The sequence below is a fragment of the Ruegeria sp. SCP10 genome, from assembly GCF_040329495.1.
GTDB lineage: Bacteria > Pseudomonadota > Alphaproteobacteria > Rhodobacterales > Rhodobacteraceae > Ruegeria.
The window spans coordinates 85,562-106,434 of sequence record NZ_JBDZYF010000009.1 but is presented as its reverse complement, the minus strand read 5'-3'; the positions used below and the strand labels follow the sequence as shown (position 1 = coordinate 106,434).

The following is a 20,873-nucleotide window of genomic DNA, read 5'->3' as shown; positions in this document are numbered from 1 at the left end:
TCAGGTTTCGGCGCTCCGCACAAAGCCACTGATCCGCTCGATCATGAAATCCATGAACAATCGGGCCTTGGGGTCCTGATGACGCCGATGGGTGTAAAGGCACGCCATCTGAACCGGAACAGGGGGCGTGTCTTGTGCTACCGTGACGAGGCGCCCGGCAGCCAAGTGCTCTGCCACTTCAAAAACAGGCTTCATCGCAATGCCCTGGCCTGACAGCGCCCAATCGGTCAGCACATCCCCATCATCACATTCAAAGCGGCCGGACACGGCAAACCGTTTTGGGCCGTCGGGGGTTTCCAACATCCACTGGAACTCGGTCGCACCGGGAAAGCGAAGATTCAAGCATTCGTGTTGGCCTTTGATCAGGTCCTCGCCGGATCGTGGCATACCCTGTCGCTCCACGTAATCAGGTGCTGCGCACAACACCCGCTGACAATCTGCGATCTTGCGAATACGCAGGGTGCTGTCTTCTGGTTGCCCGATGAAAAAGGCCAGATCCAGCCCTTCGGTCGTCAGATCAACAGACCTATCCGTCAGGCGCAATCGAACATCAATTTCGGGATAGTCCGCGAGAAAATCAGGCACATGCGGGGCCAGCAACCGCCGCCCAACCCCCAGCGGAGCCGCCACAAACAAGGACCCGCGCGGCGCTTCGGTCAGATGCGTTACCTGCGCCTCGGCCTCATCCACCGCATCCAGCACCGCCACCGCACCGGGGTAGAAAGCCTTGCCCTGCTCAGTCGGCGACAGGTTGCGCGTTGTACGCTGAAACAGCCGCACGCCCAGATGATCCTCAAGCTGCGAGATTCGCGCCGAGGTCACCGCGGGTGAAATGCGCAAATCGCGCCCGGCGGCGGACATACTGCCCAAATCATAGACACGAACAAAGGTACGGATATTGTCGAGATAGGACATCTTATCGTTTTTTTTGATACAGTTTGACAATATACGGGAATACCGAAGAAAACCCCCTTTGCCTAGTGTGGCGGCACCTTATCGGAGACCTCTAAAAATGTACGACTTCGCCGTGTTCTGGGACTGGATGGCCTTTGCCGTGCGCTGGCTGCACGTGATCACGGCCATGGCCTGGATCGGATCATCCTTTTACTTCATCGCACTGGATCTGGGCTTAAACCGAAATATTCCCGGCCCGGCGGATGGCGAGGAATGGCAGGTGCATGGCGGCGGCTTCTATCACATCCAGAAATATCTGGTCGCGCCCGAGCGGATGCCTGACCACCTGACCTGGTTCAAGTGGGAAAGCTACTCGACCTGGCTGAGCGGCGCGGCGCTGTTGATGATCATCTACTGGGTCGGTGGCGAGCTTTATCTGATCGATGCGGAAAAGGCTGATCTGGCGCTGTGGCAGGGCATTCTGATCTCGGCCGCATCGTTGACCATCGGGTGGCTCGTCTATGATTTCCTATGCAAATCCGGGCTGGGTGAACGCCCGACCCTGTTGATGGTGCTGCTATTTGTGCTGCTGGTGGCCATGGGCTGGGGGTACAATCAGATTTTCACCGGTCGCGCGATGATGCTGCATCTGGGGGCTTTCACCGCCACGATCATGACGGCGAATGTGTTCTTCATCATCATGCCGAACCAGCGCATCGTTGTGGATGACTTGAAGAACGGGCGTACACCGGACCCGAAATACGGCAAGATCGCCAAGTTGCGCTCGACGCATAACAACTATCTGACTTTGCCGGTTCTGTTTCTGATGCTGTCGAACCACTATCCCCTGGCGTTTGCGACCGAGTACAATTGGATCATTGCGGCATTGGTGTTCCTGATGGGCGTCACGATCCGGCACTACTTCAACACGCTCCATGCGCGCGCTGGAAACCCCACCTGGACTTGGCTTGCCACGGCCCTGCTGTTCATCGCCATCATGTGGCTGTCGACAGCGCCAATGTACAAGCCCCTCGAAGAGGCCGAAGCACAGCCGCTGACACCATATGAACAGCGCTTTGCCGCCGCAGACGGGTTTGCTGAAGCACATGATATCGTTGTGGGTCGCTGCTCCATGTGCCACGCCCGCGAACCGGTTTGGGAGGGTATCCTTTGGGCCCCCAAAGGTGTGCTGCTTGAAACCGAGGCTGATGTCGCGCGGAATGCGAAACAGATCTACCTTCAGGCCGGTATCACCCACGCCATGCCCCCGGCCAATATCACCTACATGGAGCCCGAAGATCGCGACGCGATCATTCGCTGGGTCCGCAACGCCGGGCTTTGACGCGCGCAGGAGTTCGCGCTGGCGAATGTTTCCCCCTTCCCCCGGGGCGCTCCAAATGATCTAACTTAACCTTAATCAGCCGCGTCATTTAGGCGGCATAAGTGATTTCGAGTTTGGGGGCAGTTGGAGCCATCTGATGCAGGGATACAAGCCGCAGCGCGGTCTGACATGCTGGCTATTTGCTGCGCTGATGGTCTTTGCGCCCGCGATTGCCGAAGCATTGGAGACCACGCTGACCGCACCCGGCGCCCCAAAAGAAGTGGTCGAGCGGCTAAAAGAAACCTCCTCAATCACCACGGCTGAAGAACGGGGTCTGGGCACACCGCTTGAAATTCTGTCTGCCGCGCTTTCTGATTATCGAACACTGGTTCAAATTCTCTATGACGAAGGGTATTTCAGCCCTGTCGTCAGCATCAAGCTGGATGGGCAGGAAGCGGCAGAGATGAGCTCGCTCACCGTGCCAACCCAGATCAAGCGCGCCGTGATCACGATTGAGCCTGGACCAACCTTTACCTTCGGCACCGCAATCGTGCAGCCGCAGGCGCCGGATACCGAACTGCCCGAAGGCTTTGCCACCGGCAAACTGGCAACAACGGGCGCTATTCAGCAAGCCGCCTCTGCCGGCGTGCGCGCTTGGAAAGATGCAGGCCATGCAAAGGCCGATGTCGCAGACCAGCGCGTCATCGCGCGCCATGCGCAGGCGCAGTTGGACGCGGAAATCGACCTTGATCCGGGGCGGCGGCTGACCTTTGGCAAGATGTTTATCAAGGGCGATACAAACGTACGCCACCGGTCGATCGAAAAAATCGCCGGGTTTCCCACGGGTCAGGTCTATTCGCCTGCACAGGTGCAGAAGGTTGGAACCCGCCTGCGCCGCACAGGCACTTTCAGTACGGTCTCACTGCAAGAACGTGAAACCCCAAACCCGGACGGAACGCTTGATTTTGATGCCACCTTTGAAGACCTGCCCAAACGCCGCCTGACCCTAGGTTTTGAGCTGGCATCGCGAGACGGGATCGACCTGAGTGCAACCTGGACCCATCGTAACGTCTTTCGACGCGCCGAACGGCTGCGGTTCGAGGCCACCCTACGAAACATCGGAGGATCGGAAGATCTGGATGGCCGGATCGGCCTGAGGCTGGATCAGCCCGACCGGCTTGGCCCCGATGACAATACGTTCTGGAGTGCGCTCTTGGAACGTCGCAATACCGACAATTACAACGTCTCGGTCGCGTCACTGGCGTATGGTGCTCGGCGCACGTTCTCGGATCAGCTCTACGCAGAAGCCTCGGCGGGCTTTCAATGGTCTGACGCGGATGACGCCTATGGCGACGGGCGCAAATTTCGCTATTTCATCCTACCCTTCCGGTCCGAATGGGACCAGCGCGACAGTAAAGTCAGCGCGACGAAAGGCTATTATCTCGACGTACAGGCTATGCCGTTCATCGGTCTGTCCGGCACCGATACCGGGCTGCGGCTGTTCTTTGATAGCCGTGCTTATACAAGCCTTGGAACTGGGGGCAGGCTGGTGCTGGCAGGCCGGATTCAACTGGGCTCGGTCATCGGGCCGCCTGCCGATGGGGTAACGCCAGACTTCCTGTTCTTCTCGGGCGGTGCCGGCACTGTGCGCGGCCAACCTTATGAAAGTCTTGGGATTCCGGTTGGCACCGGTGTCGCGGGTGGCAAATCCTTCCTGGGTTTTTCCGGAGAGGTGCGGGGCAAGATCACTGACACTATCTCTCTGGTTGGGTTTTACGATTACGGTATCGTCGATACATCGTCCTTCGTTGGTTCAGGTGCCGAAGATCATGCCGGCGCCGGGCTTGGTGTTCGGTACGATCTGGGTGGGTTCGGCCCGCTGCGCGTTGATCTGGCGGTACCGGTGCAAGGCGACACCGGCGATGGCCTGCAATTCTATATCGGGATCGGACAGGCCTTTTGATGCGACGTCTCTCATATCCGCTTCTGATCGGTACCCTGATCGCCGTTCCGATGACCACTGGCGCGCAGGAAGAGGACGGCGGCAGTATGATCGAGCGGTTTCTTCAGGATACTTTGTCCGGAGACAACCAGAACGTCACTGTCAAAGGCCTGCAAGGCGCGCTGAGCTCGCGTGCGACCATTCAGGAAATCTCTGTTTCTGATGATGAAGGGGTGTGGCTGACCATCAAAGGCGCAGAACTGGACTGGAATCGCCTCGCCCTAATCCGAGGACGGTTTACAGTCAATGCCCTCACCGCGCAGGAGATCGATGTCGCACGTGCGCCTGGCGCCACAACAACCGTAGACCCACCGCCTTCGGCTGAAACGCAACCCTTTCAATTGCCTGAGCTGCCCGTTTCGATTGAAATCGGTGAAATCCGTGTTGACGAATTGGCGTTGGGGCAACCGCTGATCGGGGTCGCAGCAGAGCTGAAAGTGACCGGGAACCTGTCTTTGGCAGATGGGACGCTGGATACTGATCTGGATATCACGCGGCTCGATCGCGCAGGGGATGAGATCACGCTTTCAGCCGGATTCCAGAATTCAAACAGCCAGATCGATCTGGATTTGAACGTGACCGAAGCCTCGGGCGGTCTGATCTCCACCGCCTTGCGGATTCCCGATAGCCCGCCTATCGGGTTGAGCGCCAAGGGCTCGGGCCCGCTTACGGATTTCACCGCCGATATCGGCCTGAGCAGCGACGGCCAGCAACGTGTTGGCGGACAGGTCAGGCTGCGCGCCGCCCCTGATGTGGATGATACCGCCGCGGACGGTATCGCCTTTACTGCAGATATCAGTGGCGACATGACCCCGTTTGTGGCCGATGACATGGATGTTTTCTTTGGTCAGGACACACGCTTGTTGGTCGATGGCCAAACGCAGCCCGAAGGCGCGTTGATCGTCAACGATCTGGCCTTTACCTCACAAGCGCTGAAACTGGAGGGTAAGCTGGAACTGGCTTCCGGTGGAGCGCTACAGCTGGCCGCATTGCAAGGACGGATTACACCGCCAAATGGCGAAACCGTTGTCTTACCGGCCTCAGGCGGAGAAACCTCGATCAAAGCGGCCCAGATATCGGCGCTGTTTGATCAGGCAAATGGCAACCTTTGGGATTTGAGCCTGACGGCGGATGCGTTCAAGTCTCCCCAGATTGCCCTAGAGCGTGCGCAGATTATCGCACAAGGCTCGTTGGAACAGGGGAATGTGACCAAGGTTGAGGGTGATGTTCAGGCCGCGCTTGACGGTATTAATCTGGAAGACCCCGCGCTGAATAGGGCACTGGGGGATCGGGTCACGCTAGACGGGCTGTTCGACTACAGCACCGATGAAAATTTGAACCTTTCGGGGTTTGAACTGGTCGGGACCGACTACACACTGGGTGTTGACGCATTGATCAGCGGCTTGACCAGCGGTTTGAACATTGACGGCACTGCCACGCTGGATGCAACCGATCTGTCCCGATTTTCCGACCTTGCCAAACTGGACCTTGGGGGTCAGGTGTCGGCACGGCTGACAGGCAGCGGGTCCCCGTTGGAGGGGAGCTTTGACGGCAAGTTGGACCTTCAAGGCAATGATCTATCCACCGGGCGTGATGACATAGACCCGGTTATTCAGGGCGAAACAACGATAACCGTGGACGCCAAGCGCGGAACAGATGGCATCACGCTGCGCGATTTCACCCTGATCGCGGACGCTGCACGGGCGCAGGCCAACGGGACCGTCACAACACCTGATGGCAACCTGTCCATCGATGGTCAGGTCAAACTATCCGCCCGTGATCTGTCCGTTTTCTCAGGGCTGGCGCAGCGGGACCTAGGCGGGTCGCTACAGGCCAGTTTGGATGGCAAGGGAACAGTACAGACCCTTGAATTCGATGGCACCGCAAGCGTCACAGGTCGAGATATCAAAACCGGAATGGACGAGATCGATCCGCTGCTGAGCGGTGAAACCTCGGTGGTGTTTGACGGGGCGCTGTCGCAAGATCAGATCACGATCCGGCAGGCTACGGTGAATGGCCAAGCGGTCTCTGGTCAAGTCGCCGCCACCATCGACGATCCGACCGGAGAGGTTGCGGTCGACGGAGAGGCCAGCCTGAACATCCCGGACCTGTCCCTCTTTTCAGGACTGGCCAAGCGTGAATTGGGCGGCTCCGTTGATGCAAACGTTAAAGGAAATGGGGCAGTCGGCAGCAAGGCTTTCGACGTTAAGGGCACAGTTGCAGCGGACGATATCCGCACCGGAATCGACCAGTTGGATGGGCTGGTTCAGGGCCGAACAACCCTGAACGTAGACGCGTTGAACGGTGATGAAGGATTGAACATTCGCACCTTCCGCCTGCAGGGCACGGCCCTATCTGCGAATGCATCGGGCCAACTGAGCCGCGATGCGGGTGGGCTCAGCTTTACTGCCGCGCTGGATAATCTCGGACGGCTTTCAAACACACTATCCGGCCCACTGAGCCTGGATGGTAATGTTGCCCCTACCGGTTCGGGGTTGGAGGGAAAGCTCAACCTACAAGGACCCGACAGCTCGTATGCAAGTCTGACAGGCACAGTCGATACAGACGGCGCAGCCGATCTGGATTTTGACGCTAAGTTCAATCGGATCGAACGCTTTGCCCCCGATTTCCCCGGAACAGTTGCCGCGACCGGCAATGCAAAACGGGCCAAGGGCGTTTGGACCATCGATGCCAAAGCCGAAGGGCCTGCGGGGATCAACAGCACCGTGGCTGGGACGTTTGACGAGACCACCGGCACTGCGGATCTTAGGGCTCAGGGCGGGCTCAATCTGGGGATCGCCAACGTTTTCCTCACACCCAACAAAATCGATGGCTCAGCCCGGTTCGACCTTGCGTTGCAAGGAGAGCCAGCGCTGGAGTCGCTGCGGGGGTCGATCACCACATCCGGGACATCCTTCGCCATTCCCACCGCGGGTCAAACCGTGACTGGGATCAGCGGATCGGTCGATCTGGCGCAAAGCCGCGCCACGATCTCGCTCAACGGTGGCATGCGTGCCGGTGGTGGATTCTCCGTCACGGGACCGGTCGATCTGAAACCACCCTTCAATGCGCAGATCACTACGCGGCTGGACAACCTCGTTTTAACGGATCAATTGCTGTACAAAACCAAGCTAAACGGCCAGATCGCGATGACCGGGGCCCTGGCCGGGAACAGCAGCCTGGCAGGGCAAATCACCTTTGAAGAAACCAATGTCAATCTTGCGGCAGCCTCTGGCGCAGTCGGAGCAGCCCCGATCCCCGAGATCACACATATCGGAGAAAGCCGTGCGCAATACATCACCCGAGAGCGCGCGCAGCTGGTCACGAAAGACCAATCCGGCCAAAGCGCCTCCAGAATCGCGTTGGACATCATATTGTCTGCACCCAAAGCCGTGTTTGTGCGCGGGCGTGGCGTTAATGCTGAACTGGGCGGGCGCATCGCTATTGGCGGCACCACGCGATCTGTAGTGCCATCGGGTCAAATCGAACTGATCCGAGGGAATTTCGACATATTGGGGCGCCGCCTTGCGCTGACCAAAGGGATCGTAACGCTACAGGGCGATTTGACCCCGTATATCGAATTCGCCTCATCAGCCAGCACACCCGACGGAACCGCAACGATCGAGATCGCAGGTCCGCTGGATGCGCCAGAGGTTGATGTCTTTTCCGACCCCGAGCGCCCGGCCGAAGAAGCCCTGGCCATGCTTCTGTTTGGAAATCGCTTTTCGGAACTGTCCCCCTTTGTCATCGCGCAGATGGCAGCATCACTGGCACAACTGAGCGGTGCCGGGGGCGATGCCACCAAAGGGTTGCGTGAATCTACCGGTGTGGATTCAGTCGATATTGGAGCGACCGAAGGCGGCGCAGGCCGTCTGGGCGCTGGTGCCTATCTTGGGGACAATCTGTACACGGATTTCACCGTCAACACCGAAGGCGATACCGAGGTGAACCTGAACCTGGACATCAACGATAACTTCACCGTCCGAGGGACTGTAGACGGACGCGGTGAAACCGGGATTGGTCTGTTCTTCGAGCGTGACTACTGAAGGTTCACTTGAAACAAAGCTGCCAATACGAAAAAGGCCGATCCAATGACCAGCCTTCTCCTGCAATCTGGCGTTCGATCAGAAGTTGAACTGAACACCAAAGTCAGCGATGGTCTGAGCTTCGCCTGCACGACCGACCTTTTCACGACCAACTGCACCGCGCAGCGTTGCGCCGTTGCCTAGATCATAGATCGCGCCAACACCATATTGCTGCGTATCACCCTCGGCCGAACCATCACCGTAAGCTGCTGTAATGGTGGTGGCGGCACCAAGACTGTAGGCAAGCGACGCACCATAAACAGTGCCGTCGGTCTCTTCTCCAAAATCGTTAACCGGCGTGTCACCATCACGCCCGACGAACAGTGTTCCGCTGAAGTCTCCGAGCTCAGCACCCAGAGCCAGAACAATCAGATCCTGTTTGTCGCCGCCAGCAACGGCTTCGGTCTGACCATAGATCACTGTGGCCGAATAATTGTCGAAGATGTATGTCGCACTGACGTCCCAGCGATCTGCACCATTGATGGCATCGGTGTCATAGGACGCACCAAAGGCCAAGTCTCCAACCGCATATTGGAAGAACACCGCATTCGAACCTGCACCGGTCGATGAATACTCCAGGAAATCATAATCGACACCGGAGTATTGACCCAGAAACTCTTCTAGGCCTGGTTCGTTACCAAAGTACAGGTCTGAGTTGTCAAACGCGCCAGAGACGTTGCCCGCATCGACACGCAGACCGCCAAAGATGACCGAGAAGCGGGCACCGTTCAAACCGGCTGAGTTTGCCTCGCCGGTATCGCTGTCTTCATCGGCCTGCAATCGAACCCGCGCCGAGAATCTGACCCCGGTGTCAGTTTCCACATCCCCGTCGATGTTTAGACGAAAGCGGGAAACCAGAATTGTGTCGCTCACATTCGAGTCGGTTGATCGATCTTCCTGATACCCGATACCAAAACGGCCATAACCGCTGAATTTCACCTCTGCTGCCGCGACACTTGCAGTCGCGATTAGCGCTGTTGTTGCGAAGAGAACATGTTTCATGTCGTTTTCCGTAAATCTGTGAATAGGCGAGCTGTGCAATTTCGCTCGAACCCTAATCGAACAGATCAGTTCAGTTCACAAGATGCTCAGAGCAGTTTTCACCCAGCGCTTTCTTTGACCCGCCTTCTTGCGGGGTGCTTTGACGGCAAAACACCTCATCAAAGGGGCGCTTTTGAGTTTACCAGGCGGTACGCGAACATGGTGTGTGAACTTGGTAACCTATTGTTAGAAATAAGCATATAATCCATGTGCCTGTCTCCAGACCTTCGGAGTGCAGAAGCGGAACAGCGTAGTGAGCCTTTTGCACGGATCAGGGGCACACGTTCCAAAAACCACAGTTTCAAAACTCAAATATTTGTGATCCGGCCTAGCCCTTGTAAAGTTTCTTTCTGATACCTAATGCACCCAAGACAACTAGCATGTGATGCCTGCACCGTAGTTGGCACCACGTTATTCTGGACGATTTTACGGCCACCTTAGACCGATATTGATGAGGCTCAACATTCAGGCGAAACGGGTTGTCCCGGCAAACATACCTGATCCCGAAAATACCAGCAGCCATGACGGGGACTCAGAGACTGATCTGGATCGGCCTATAGACCTCGATTCATACGTGACTCAGGGCGACAACGAATAAAGTCTGAACCGTTCACGCCTCAACTCTCAGGAAACAGGGTATCTCGCTCATCGTGATGAATTCTTAGCGGCTAGAAATAAATAAAGACTTGAAATCAGTATATTAAAGAGAATGTCGCGAAATGCACTGCGCGCGCAACTCATGCGACATGAACTGCAGGCCCCATTCGTTTCGAATTTTCGACGATTCGTACCAATCTCGTTGCCTGCTTCAGACATATATTCGAAGAGGTAGCGTGCTGCGGTTGTTGCAGCGCATTTAACCAGTGTGTTTGGTAACGAGTAATGCCTGATGAAGGAGGGGGTTAAATCCGAAATCGGGGGAAACGAAAGTGGTACTAACAAACCGTTTCAGCATTCAAGCATTTGATACGTTCACCTTCCTGCGTGCCGCTATCCAAATCAGCGAGAAACGCGGGAAGGTGTCCATTTATCCGCGGCCGCCGTTCAAACCTAACCCGAACAGAGTTGTGGCCTTCGCGTGATCAAGCTCCGACACTCTGCAGCCCTTCAGAGCAGGCGAGGCTTGCCAACCAATCGCGTACCGCACCGGTGCGGCTGCGGGCAACGGTCACTTTCTCACCGTTGCAGAGAACGACATGTCCGATCTCATTCAAACTACGTGCGATGTCGACGCAGGAATTGGCAACCCAACACGAACGATGCACCTGCAACCCTGCCCCTGTAGGCAGCTGGGTCAGAATCCCCTTGAATGTAGAGCGCACCAGCACTTCACGATCATCAAGTTGCACAGTCACATAGTGCTGGTTTGCCTGAACGAACTTGATGTCCTTGATCAGGAAGCTCTGACCATTTGCCGTCACCACCCCAGTCGCACTGTTTTCGGGCGTATCCTCGATCAGGCCCTCGTTTTCCCCTAGCCTGTCCAGATAAGGTGGTAAAACCCAAACGATCACAATGCTCTCAATCCCGACGATCAGCAGATACTGCGGCAGGAGCATAGGCATATACATGAAATCTGATGTCTGAAACAGATTAAGCACCCAGTTTGTCGCAAGCTCGGCGAACGTCATCGCGCCAAGCGCCACGGGGATACATGTCACAGGCGAGAAGAACCTTTTGATACCCAAAAAACTGCTGCAGCTTGCCTGTACCAGGATCATGAGAAAGGCAGATCCCATGTATCCGATCAACATCGACAACCAATACACCGCACGACCAAACCCGCTTAGACGGTCGGCAAACAAGGAAGATGTCGCGCCGATCAGCAACAGCATCAAAGGCACTAGAAATACGATAAAGTTCCTGGACAGAAAAAAACTGAGCAGGGTGTTCACGGTCGCACGAACCGTCACCCGCGGTAGCACGACATACGTAATGTCGGCCTGTTTCAATCTGAGATACACGTCGTTGAGTGTCATATAGCCCTGCTGCTCTGGTCGCGCCCAAGTCCTTCCCTTTGGGCAATCCCCTTAGATCTGATACCTTTGCTTCTCCTTGCCCTGCGGCGAATGGAGGCGTTCTTGTGACGTTTTCGCGTTCGGGGATGTGTAGAAACAGATAATTATGGCGCAAATGGTGCAAAGAAAGTCCAAAATGATGCAGCAGGGACTGACGTAACGGCACTTAGGAAAAGGGCGGCCCCATCGGACCGCCCTTTCAGATTCATCTCTGCCTTAGATCACTCTGCCGCGATGGCGTCTTCGATCTTTTCGACCCGGATCGCCGAGAACTTGAACTCGGGGATTTTGCCATAGGGATCGATGGCCGAATTGGTCAGGATGTTCGCGGCAGCCTCGACATAGGCAAACGGGATGAACACCATATCCTCTGCAATCGCCCGGTCGGCGCGCACCATGATCTCAATCGAGCCGCGACGCGTGGTCAGACGGATCGTCTCACCCGGTTCGATCCTCATCAGTTTCAAGGTGCGCGGGTTCATCGAGCAGTTCGCCTCAGGCTCCACCGCGTCCAGAACGGTGGCGCGGCGGGTCATGGACCCGGTGTGCCAATGTTCCAACTGACGGCCAGTTGTGGCGATCATCGGATAATCCTCATCCGGGGCCTCATCCGGCGGGATGATGCTGGCTGGCGTGAACTTGGCCTTGCCATCCGCACGCGGGAAACCATCCCCAAACACGATGGATTGGCCCGGATCAGTTTCGCTGAGCGACGGATAAGTGATCGACTCAGTCTCAAGCCGTTCCCAGGTGATGTTGTCGAGAGACTCCATCGTCAGCTTCATCTCGTTGAAGACCTGAGACACATCCGTGTAGTCCCAATTCAGCCCGATGCGTTGCGCCAGATCGACGGTGATCGCCCAATCCTCACGCGCTTCCCCCGGAGGCGCCACAGCCGGACGCACCCGCTGCACCTGCCGGTTGGTGTTCGATACGGTACCGTTCTTTTCATATAGCGCCGAGGCTGGCAGGATGATGTCGGCATAGTTCGCCGTTTCGGTCAGGAAGATATCCTGGACGATCATCAGATCCAGCTTGGCCAGAGCGTCACGTGCGTGACCAACATCCGGGTCGGACATGGCCGGGTTTTCACCCTGAATATACATGCCCTTGATGTTGCCGGCGTAAGCCTGATCAATGATCTCGGTGACGGTCAGGCCCTTCTCGTTCGAGAAGTCACGCTCGTCATTCCAGACATTGTTGAACTTGGCGCGGATGTCGTCATCCATGACGGACTGGTAGTCTGGCAGGAACATCGGGATCAAGCCTGCGTCAGACGCGCCCTGAACGTTATTCTGACCCCGCAGCGGGTGAAGGCCCGCACCCGGTTTGCCAACGTTGCCGGTCATCAGCGCCAGCGAGATCAGGCAGCGAGAGTTGTCGGTGCCGTGGATGTGCTGGCTAACGCCCATACCCCAAAAAATCAGGCCAGCCTTGGCCTGCGCAAAAGTGCGGGCCACGCGGCGTAGTTGATCCGGTTCGATGCCACAGATCGGAGCCATCGCCTCGGGCGTGAACTGGCGCAGGTGTTCTTTCTCGGCCTCCCAGTTCTCTGTCCAGCGGTGGATGTACTGGCTGTCATAAAGTTCTTCCTCGACAATCACATTCATGATCGCGTTGAGCATCGAGACATCTGCACCCGGACGGAATTGCAGCATTTCGTCGGCGAACTTACGCATACCGACGCCACGCGGGTCCATCACGATCAGCTTGCCGCCGCGCTTGGTGAACTGCTTGAAGTAGGTCGCGGCCACAGGGTGGTTTTCAATCGGGTTAGCACCGATGATGATGACCACGTCAGAATTCTCGACTTCATTGAAGGTCGCGGTCACAGCGCCCGAACCCACATTCTCGATCAACGCCGCCACAGATGATGCGTGGCACAGACGGGTGCAGTGGTCGACGTTGTTGTGGCGGAAGCCTTGGCGGATGAACTTCTGGAACAAGTAGGCTTCTTCGTTGGTGCATTTGGCCGAACCAAAGCCCGCAACGCTGCGCGGGTCTTCTTCGCGCAAGGCCTTCAGCTTGGAGGCGGCCAGATCCATCGCCTCTTCCCACGTCGCTTCGCGGAAATGGGTTCCCAGATTGCCCGGATCGACATTCAGGCCCTTTGCAGGCGCATCCTCACGCCGGATCAGCGGCTTGGTCAGGCGGTGCGGGTGGTCGATGTAGTCAAAGCCAAAGCGACCTTTGACACATAAGCGACCTTCGTTTGCCGGGCCGTTGATACCCTCGACATATTTGACCTTGCCGTCCTTGACCTTCAGCGAGACCTTGCAGCCCACGCCGCAGAACGGGCAGACGCTTTCGGTCTCAGAGTCGTAATCCTTGCTGTCACCCTTCTGCTGGTCGTCCAGCACGGTGGCGGGCATCAGGGCGCCGGTCGGGCAAGCCTGAACGCACTCACCACAGGCCACACAGGTCGAATCGCCCATCGGGTCGTTCTGGTCGAACACAACCTGCGCCGTGTGACCGCGACCGGCCATGCCGATCACATCGTTCACCTGTACGTCGCGGCAGGCCCGGACGCAGAGGTTGCAGTTGATGCAAGCGTCCAGATTGACGCGCATCGCAACGTGGCTGTCATCCAGCAGAGGGATTTTTTCGGCCTCTTTCGCCGGGAACCGGCTGTCGCTGACATCGTTCAGCTTGGCCATGTCCCAGAAATGGCTTGAGGCATCATGCGGCTGTTCCGGCTGGTCGGCCACCAGCAGTTCCATGACCATGGCGCGCGATTTCTCGGCACGCTCGCTGTCGGTCTTGACCACCATCCCATCTGCGGCAGGGCGGATGCACGAGGCGACCAGCGTGCGTTCGCCTTCCACCTCAACCATACAGGCGCGGCAGTTGCCGTCGGGTTTGTAGCCCGGCTGTGGTTTGTGGCACAGGTGCGGGATTGTGAACCCCTGCCCTTTGGCGGCTTCCCAGATGGTCCAGCCTTCGGGCACGGTAACGTCTTCGCCGTTCAGGTTGAAGGTGACGGTCTTATTTGGGCTTGCATCAAGCATGGCTCTGTCTCCCCTCAGATTTCGTCAGCGAAATGTTTCATGACAAGGCGGATCGGGTTCGGGGCCGCCTGCCCCAGACCGCAGATCGAGGCGTCGCCCATGACCTGGCACAGATCTTCCAGCAGATCGGTGTCCCATTTGTCGGCTTGCATCAGCTTCACCGCCTTTTCACAGCCTGCCCGGCAGGGCGTACACTGGCCGCAGCTTTCATCCTCGAAAAACCGCAGCATGTTCAGCGCCGCATCTCGGGCCGTGTCCTGATCAGACAGAACCACCACGGCGGCAGAGCCGATGAAGGTGCCATGTGGCTGCAATGTATCGAAGTCCAGCGGGATATCGTCCATCGACGCGGGCAACAGGCCCGAGGACGGGCCACCCGGCTGATACGCCTTGAAGGTCTGACCTTCGGCCATACCACCCGCAGCTTCGATCACATCCAAAATGGTCGAGCCCGCAGGCAGCAGGTACACACCCGGCTTTGCGACCCGACCCGAGACCGAATAGCTACGCAGTCCTTTGCGACCATTCTTTTCGGTGCTGTTGAGGCATTCAGGCCCCTCACGGCACACTTTGGTGACCCAATACAGTGTCTCGACATTGTGCACGAGTGTCGGGCGGTTAAAGACCCCAACCTGCGCCACGAACGGAGGACGGTGGCGCGGCAGGCCCTTCTTGCCTTCGATCGACTCGATCATCGCGGATTCTTCACCGCAGATGTAAGCACCAGCACCCCGGCGCAGGTCGATATAGCCCGACTCGACAATCCCGGCTTGCTCCAACGCCGCAATCTCACGGCGCAGGATTTCCAGAACCGCCGGATACTCGTCGCGCATGTAGATGAAGCAGGTCTCGGCCTCGACTGCCCATGCGGCGATCAGCATGCCTTCGAGGAAGACATGCGGCGTGCGCTCAAGATAGTAGCGGTCTTTGAACGTGCCCGGCTCGCCCTCATCGCCGTTCACGGCCAGATAGCGCGGGCCTTCGTTCATGCGAACAAAGCCCCACTTCTTGCCCGACGGGAAGCCAGCACCGCCCAGACCACGCAGGCCCGAGGACAGAACGTCCTCCTGCACCTTCTCCCAATCGCCACTTTCGCGCAGCTCTTTCAGCTTGGCATAACCGCCTTCGGCCTCGTAGGTCGCGAAGGTTTCATAGTCAGGCAGATGTGCATGAGTGTCGTCGGCAGCAATTGCAGCCTGCACCTTTTCGGGGGTCGCATGGTCGATATGGTTATGACCAATCTCAAGCACCGGAGCTGTATCGCAGCGACCCATGCAAGGGGCACGGACAACACGAACCTCGGCAGGGTCCTGCCCGTCCTCCAACGCCTTTTGCAGCTGCTTGGCACCGGCCATTTCGCAAGACAGAGAATCACAGACCCGGATGGTCAGCGCGGGCGGAGGTGTTTCGTCTTCTTTCACCACATCGAAATGGGCGTAGAAGGTCGCGGTCTCATAGATTTCAGCCTGTCCGATCCGCATCTCAACGGCCAGTGCCGCGATGTGATCGGCACTGATATGGCCGTGTTCGTCCTGAATCAAATGTAGGAATTCGATCAACAGGTCGCGGCGGCGTGGGCGGTCGCCCAACAGGCGCGCGATTTCGGCCTGCGCTTCATCCGTGAACTGACGGCCTTTGGGCGTGTGCCGCCCTTTGCCTTTACCTGACTTCCAGACGCCCTTGGGTGCGCCTGATGGCTTGGTATCTAATGGTGCCATGATGCCCTCCGATTAAGGCCCCGTGTCTCATCAGACCAGCATATCGTCAAATCGCTTTTGGCAATCGCACGATAACGACACCTTATCACCGCAAAGACGTCACCACAGCGCGCAGCGCTTGTATGGTTGGCAATTCTGGATCCCGGCTTAGGGTCGCCAGACAAATCGGCTTACTAACCACCGGGTCGACCAAGGGCAGCACTTTTGTACCCTTCAGCTCACCCAGAGCATTAACCAGAACTCGTGGGACAACCGCTGCTGCCAGACCTTCGCGCGCCATCACCATTGACGCGGTGAACCCGCTGCTTTCAGCGACAATATCCGGGTGCCGCCCCTGTTCGGTGAAAATTCGATCAAGAATGCGCCGGTTCTGCATCTGCGGCTCAAGCAGGCTCAGTGGGAAATCGGCCACGCGCGACCAGGGGATTGGTCCGGTTTCATCGGTCATATGCGATGGAACTAGCAACACGTAAGTCTCTTCATACAGCGGCTGCACCTGCCTGAGATCGGTACCGATGCTGTCGCCATATGTCACACCGGCGTCCAAGCTACCCTCATCCAGCCGGTGCTGGATCGCCGTGGCTGACATAGTCTCAATCCGGGTCACGATGCGTGGATGGGCCTGCCGCAGGTGTTTGGTAAGGCGCCCAGTAAACGCGATCGCGGTCGGGATCACGCCCAGGATCAAGGTCCCGGTGATCTCGCCCTTCGCCGCCAGGACCTGTTGCTCCAACGCTTTGGTGTCATCAAGGATGCGACGGGCACGCTGGACGATCATCTCGCCTTCTTCAGTCAGCCCTTGAAACCGGTTCGCCCGGCGTACGATCGAAACGCCCAACCGATCTTCGAGATTGCGAATGCGCATGGAAAATGCTGGTTGTGAGATCCCGCATTCCTCGGCCGCTTTAGCAAAGTGGCGATGCCGTGCAAGGGCGTTGAGCAATTGTAGGTCGCGGATTTCAATCATGTAGTGCAGTCTCGGATCTTGGCTTCCCCCTACACTAGCGGGCTCTGCGCCCCAGCGGAATGCATGATGCGTTCAAGCCATAAGCAAGCTATCCCATCAGATCGATGTTACGGGCATTCCATATCGGGACACACTAGACAAATCCGTGCGTCCGTAAGAACCTGTGCGCAAACAACATCCAGGGAGATGCTTCAATGAAACTGATAGCGGGTACGGCATTAGCCGTCATTCTGTCTTCAACCCATGCGTTTGCCGCAGGGGAGTGTGCGGCGGGTAAGACGCTGACGGATGGCACGTTGACAATCGCCACCGGAAACCCGGCCTACTACCCTTGGGTGATGAATGACGCGCCCGAAAGTGGTGAAGGGTTTGAGGCTGCCGTAGCCTATGCCATCGCCGAGAAAATGGGGTTTGGGGCAGATAGTGTTACCTGGGTGCGCACCAGCTTTGACGAAGCCATTCAACCCGGTGCAAAGAACTTTGATTTCAACATGCAGCAATATTCGATCACGCCCGAGCGCGAGGAGATGGTCGATTTCAGCCTGCCCTATTACACTTCGGCCATGGCGGTTCTGACCACTCAAAGCGTGGTTGATGCAGGAGCCGAGGCGACGCTGGACAGCCTGAAGGGACTCAAATGGGGGGCGATGGCCACAACGACCGCAGTCCCGATGTTAACAGAAATCATCCAGCCCACGAGTGATCCGTTGCTGTATAACGATAATGCAGATGTGAATGCCGCAATCATCGCTGGCCAGATTGATGCCGCCCTATATGATCTGCCTACGGCTTTGTATCTGTCAGCGGTCGTGGTTGAAAACGGGGCATTGCTGGGGCAGTTTTCGCCCGACCAATCAGAAAGCCCTGATCAATTCGGCCTTTTGATGGAGGACGGCAATCCACTCAAAGAATGCATCGACGCGGCCATCTCAGAACTGGTTGAAAGCGGAGAGCTTGCTGCCATCGAAACCCAATGGCTGTCCGAAGCCACCGGAGTGCCGGTTATCCAGTAAATGAACGACACGTCACTACAAAGTCCACCCGAACCCCAAGGTTCGGGCCCAACGCGCCGCGAGCTCTATGAGGCTGGGGTCAGGCGGCGCTCGAACCGTATCGCGCTTATTTCGACGGTCAGTGTGGTTCTTGCGCTGATCGTCCTGGTTCCCCTAGCGCCGGGATGGGAGGCCGTTCAGCGCGCCTTTTTCAATGGCAGAGTTTTTACGGCAACCTTTACCGGACTGCTCGAAGCTTTTGTGCTGAACGTGATGATCTTTGCCTGGTCCGCACCGCTGATCGCGGTGACGGGTTTGATGATCGCACTTTGTCGGGATACACGCGCACCCGCGCTGTTTCCTTTGCGCCTTTTCGGGATCGCCTATACCGACATTTTCCGCGGCCTGCCCGTGGTTCTGGTGATCTACATTATCGGCTTCGGGGTCCCGGGGCTGGGCCTGCCGAGACCGTGGAACAGCCCGTATATCTGGGGCACTGTAGCCCTGGTTCTGGTCTATTCGGCCTATGTGGCCGAAGTGATCCGGTCGGGCATCGATTCGATCCACCAGTCGCAACGCTCGGCTGCAGCCTCGTTGGGGTTAAGCGCGCAAGACACCATGCGCTTCGTGGTGCTGCCACAGGCCATCCGCAACGTGGTGCCTGCCAATATGAACCTGTTCATCGCGCTGCAAAAAGACGTGGCGCTTTTGTCTTTCATCGGACCGGTTGAGGTGTTTCGTCAGGCTGGCGTCTACAAATCGCTCTATGCGAACTTCACACCCTATGTAGGGGCGGCGCTGATCTTCCTTGCGCTGACCATCCCCGCAACACGCTATGCCGATTACCTGATGAACAAACAGAACCGGGCGCGAACATGACGGCGAAGTTAAGTCTACGAGGTGTGTGCAAAAGGTTCGGCGACCATGAGGTTTGCAAAGGCATCGATCTTGATGTGGCCGAAGGGGAAATGGTTTGCCTGATCGGGGCGTCCGGTTCTGGTAAATCCACACTGCTACGCTGCATGAACCTGCTTGAGCCTGTCGACGACGGTACGATCTGGCTGGATGGCATAGATATATCGGAACCCGGGCTGGATCCTCAGCCCGTGCGCCAGCAGATTGGCATCGTGTTTCAAAGCTACAACCTGTTTCCCCATATGACGGCGGTTGAGAACGTGATGCTTGCGCCACGCCGCGTGCACGGCCTCAGCCGGGCAAATCTGCGCCCACAGGTCACACAGCTTTTTGCCCGCTTCGGGCTAGAAGACCGAATGCAGCACTATCCCGATCAGCTTTCAGGCGGACAGCAGCAGCGCGTAGCAATCATCCGAGCGTTGGCAATGCAGCCGCAGATCATGCTGTTTGACGAAATCACAAGCGCCTTGGACCCCGAACTTGTCGGCGAAGTGCTGGACGTACTGCGGGACCTGCATCAGCAGGGTATGACCATGGTGCTTGCGACCCATGAGATGGGATTTGCCCGAGAGCTGGCAGACAAGGTCTGTTTTCTGGACGCAGGTCGCATTCTGGAACAAGGCACACCCGACCAGCTGTTTTCCCAACCACGCGAGCCGCGCACCAAGGTCTTTCTGTCGCGCGTCCTCTGACCCTTTGCATCTTGAGCGCTGGGTGATCTCAGCGCGAATCGCAATGCCCGTTGCGAGACTTTAGGTGTTGAACAGAAAGTGCATCACATCGCCATCTTTGACGATGTAGCCCTTCCCCTCGGCCCGCATCTTGCCTGCTTCTTTGGCACCCTGTTCGCCATTCGCGGCAATGTAGTCGTCATAAGCAATGGTTTCGGCCCGGATGAAACCTTTTTCGAAATCGCCATGGATCACACCAGCAGCCTGCGGTGCGGCAGTGCCGGTGCGGATGGTCCAGGCGCGGGCCTCTTTCGGGCCAACGGTGAAATAGGTTTCCAGTTTCAGCAGGTCGTAGCCCGCGCGGATCAGACGGTCGAGGCCGGGCTCTTCCAGACCCATCTCCTCAAGGAACATCTGGGCCTCATCCTCTTCCAGCAGGCTGATCTCTTCCTCGATCTTGGCGCTGATGATGACATGGGAATTGCCCTGCGCCGCCGCCATTTCGGCGACCTTGGCCGAATATTCATTCCCTACGGCCGCTTCTTCTTCGGACACGTTACAGACATAAAGCACCGGCTTGGTGGTCAGCAGTTGCAGCATCTTCCAGGCCTTGGCGTCCTCGGCAGATACCTCGGCCAAACGCGCGGGCTTGCCGTTTTCCAACATCTCTTGCGCCTCGGCCAGCAAACGGTCTTGCTGCTGCGCCTCTTTGTCGTTGCCTTTCAACTTGCGCACCAGATTGGCGCGGCGCTTTTCGATGCTTTCCAGATCGGCCAGCATCAGTTCGGTCTCGATGGTGTCGGCATCGGCCACCGGGTCGACGCGACCGTCTACATGGGTCACATCACCATCTTCGAAACAGCGCAGCACATGGGCAATGGCGTCGGTCTCACGGATATTGGCCAAAAACTGATTACCCAGCCCTTCCCCCTTGGAGGCGCCCTTCACCAGGCCAGCAATATCCACAAAGGTCATGCGCGTCGGGATGATCTGTTTCGACGAGGCAATCGCCGCCAGCTTATCCAGACGATCATCAGGTACGGCCACATCACCAACATTGGGCTCAATCGTGCAAAACGGGAAATTCGCAGCTTGCGCCGCAGCTGTTTTGGTCAGCGCGTTGAACAGGGTCGACTTGCCCACATTCGGCAGACCCACGATTCCCATTTTAAAGCCCATGATGGCCTCCTGAAGCGATGTGACGGCGTCTTCTATGCACCTGAGTTGGAATGCGCAAGCAA

13 protein-coding genes are annotated in these 20,873 nt (G+C 57.3%); 6 read left to right on the top strand and 7 right to left on the bottom strand.

The genetic code is table 11. The annotated features are described in order from the left end of the window. Positions 1-915 carry a LysR family transcriptional regulator gene (locus tag ABLN87_RS16985; RefSeq protein WP_353012364.1) on the bottom strand — a complete coding sequence of 305 codons (915 nt, stop codon included), beginning with the start codon at positions 913-915 and terminating at the stop codon, positions 1-3. Positions 916-1,012: 97 nt separating this feature from the next. Between ABLN87_RS16985 and ABLN87_RS16980 the strand changes: the two genes are divergently transcribed. From ABLN87_RS16980 to ABLN87_RS16970, 3 genes are all read left to right on the top strand, one after another. After that, entirely contained in the window at positions 1,013-2,236 is a 1,224-nt protein-coding gene (locus ABLN87_RS16980) for a urate hydroxylase PuuD (protein WP_353012362.1), read from the top strand. A gap of 136 nt (positions 2,237-2,372) precedes the next feature. After that, positions 2,373-4,178, top strand: coding sequence for an autotransporter assembly complex protein TamA (locus ABLN87_RS16975; RefSeq protein WP_353012360.1), 1,806 nt, complete (start codon positions 2,373-2,375; stop codon positions 4,176-4,178). Next, positions 4,178-8,263: a translocation/assembly module TamB domain-containing protein gene (locus ABLN87_RS16970; protein WP_353012357.1), complete on the top strand. Its 4,086-nt coding sequence runs from the start codon at positions 4,178-4,180 to the stop codon at positions 8,261-8,263. Before ABLN87_RS16975 ends, ABLN87_RS16970 begins: the two co-directional genes overlap by 1 nt. A gap of 78 nt (positions 8,264-8,341) precedes the next feature. Here the strand turns inward: ABLN87_RS16970 and ABLN87_RS16965 are convergent, their stop codons facing one another. The 5 genes from ABLN87_RS16965 to ABLN87_RS16945 form a co-directional block, all read right to left on the bottom strand. Next, positions 8,342-9,304 (bottom strand): porin, encoded by a 963-nt coding sequence (locus ABLN87_RS16965; protein ID WP_353012354.1) that lies wholly within the window; start codon positions 9,302-9,304, stop codon positions 8,342-8,344. Between the two features lie 1,121 nt (positions 9,305-10,425). Beyond that, positions 10,426-11,322, bottom strand: a complete 897-nt coding sequence (locus ABLN87_RS16960) for a LytTR family DNA-binding domain-containing protein (protein WP_353012351.1) — start codon at positions 11,320-11,322, stop codon at positions 10,426-10,428. A gap of 260 nt (positions 11,323-11,582) precedes the next feature. Next, positions 11,583-14,369: a formate dehydrogenase subunit alpha gene (gene fdhF, locus ABLN87_RS16955; RefSeq protein WP_353012348.1), complete on the bottom strand. Its 2,787-nt coding sequence runs from the start codon at positions 14,367-14,369 to the stop codon at positions 11,583-11,585. 14 nt (positions 14,370-14,383) lie between these two features. Beyond that, on the bottom strand, positions 14,384-16,087 hold the full coding sequence (locus ABLN87_RS16950; protein ID WP_353012345.1) for an NAD(P)H-dependent oxidoreductase subunit E: 1,704 nt from the start codon (positions 16,085-16,087) through the stop codon (positions 14,384-14,386). Positions 16,088-16,172: 85 nt separating this feature from the next. After that, complete coding sequence (locus ABLN87_RS16945; protein WP_353012342.1) at positions 16,173-17,054, bottom strand: LysR family transcriptional regulator; 882 nt, start codon at positions 17,052-17,054, stop codon at positions 16,173-16,175. Positions 17,055-17,248: 194 nt separating this feature from the next. On the opposite strand from ABLN87_RS16945, the gene ABLN87_RS16940 reads away from it, so the two are divergent. Genes ABLN87_RS16940 through ABLN87_RS16930 form a run of 3 tightly spaced genes read left to right on the top strand, consistent with a single transcriptional unit; the run spans position 17,249 to position 19,653 of the window. After that, complete coding sequence (locus ABLN87_RS16940) at positions 17,249-18,067, top strand: ABC transporter substrate-binding protein (protein WP_353012339.1); 819 nt, start codon at positions 17,249-17,251, stop codon at positions 18,065-18,067. Beyond that, positions 18,068-18,925, top strand: a complete 858-nt coding sequence (locus ABLN87_RS16935; RefSeq protein WP_353012336.1) for an amino acid ABC transporter permease — start codon at positions 18,068-18,070, stop codon at positions 18,923-18,925. Further along, positions 18,922-19,653, top strand: a complete 732-nt coding sequence (locus tag ABLN87_RS16930; protein WP_353012334.1) for an amino acid ABC transporter ATP-binding protein — start codon at positions 18,922-18,924, stop codon at positions 19,651-19,653. Before ABLN87_RS16935 ends, ABLN87_RS16930 begins: the two co-directional genes overlap by 4 nt. A gap of 60 nt (positions 19,654-19,713) precedes the next feature. Here the strand turns inward: ABLN87_RS16930 and ychF are convergent, their stop codons facing one another. Beyond that, positions 19,714-20,811, bottom strand: a complete 1,098-nt coding sequence (gene ychF, locus ABLN87_RS16925) for a redox-regulated ATPase YchF (protein WP_353012332.1) — start codon at positions 20,809-20,811, stop codon at positions 19,714-19,716. Between the last annotated feature and the right edge of the window lie 62 nt (positions 20,812-20,873).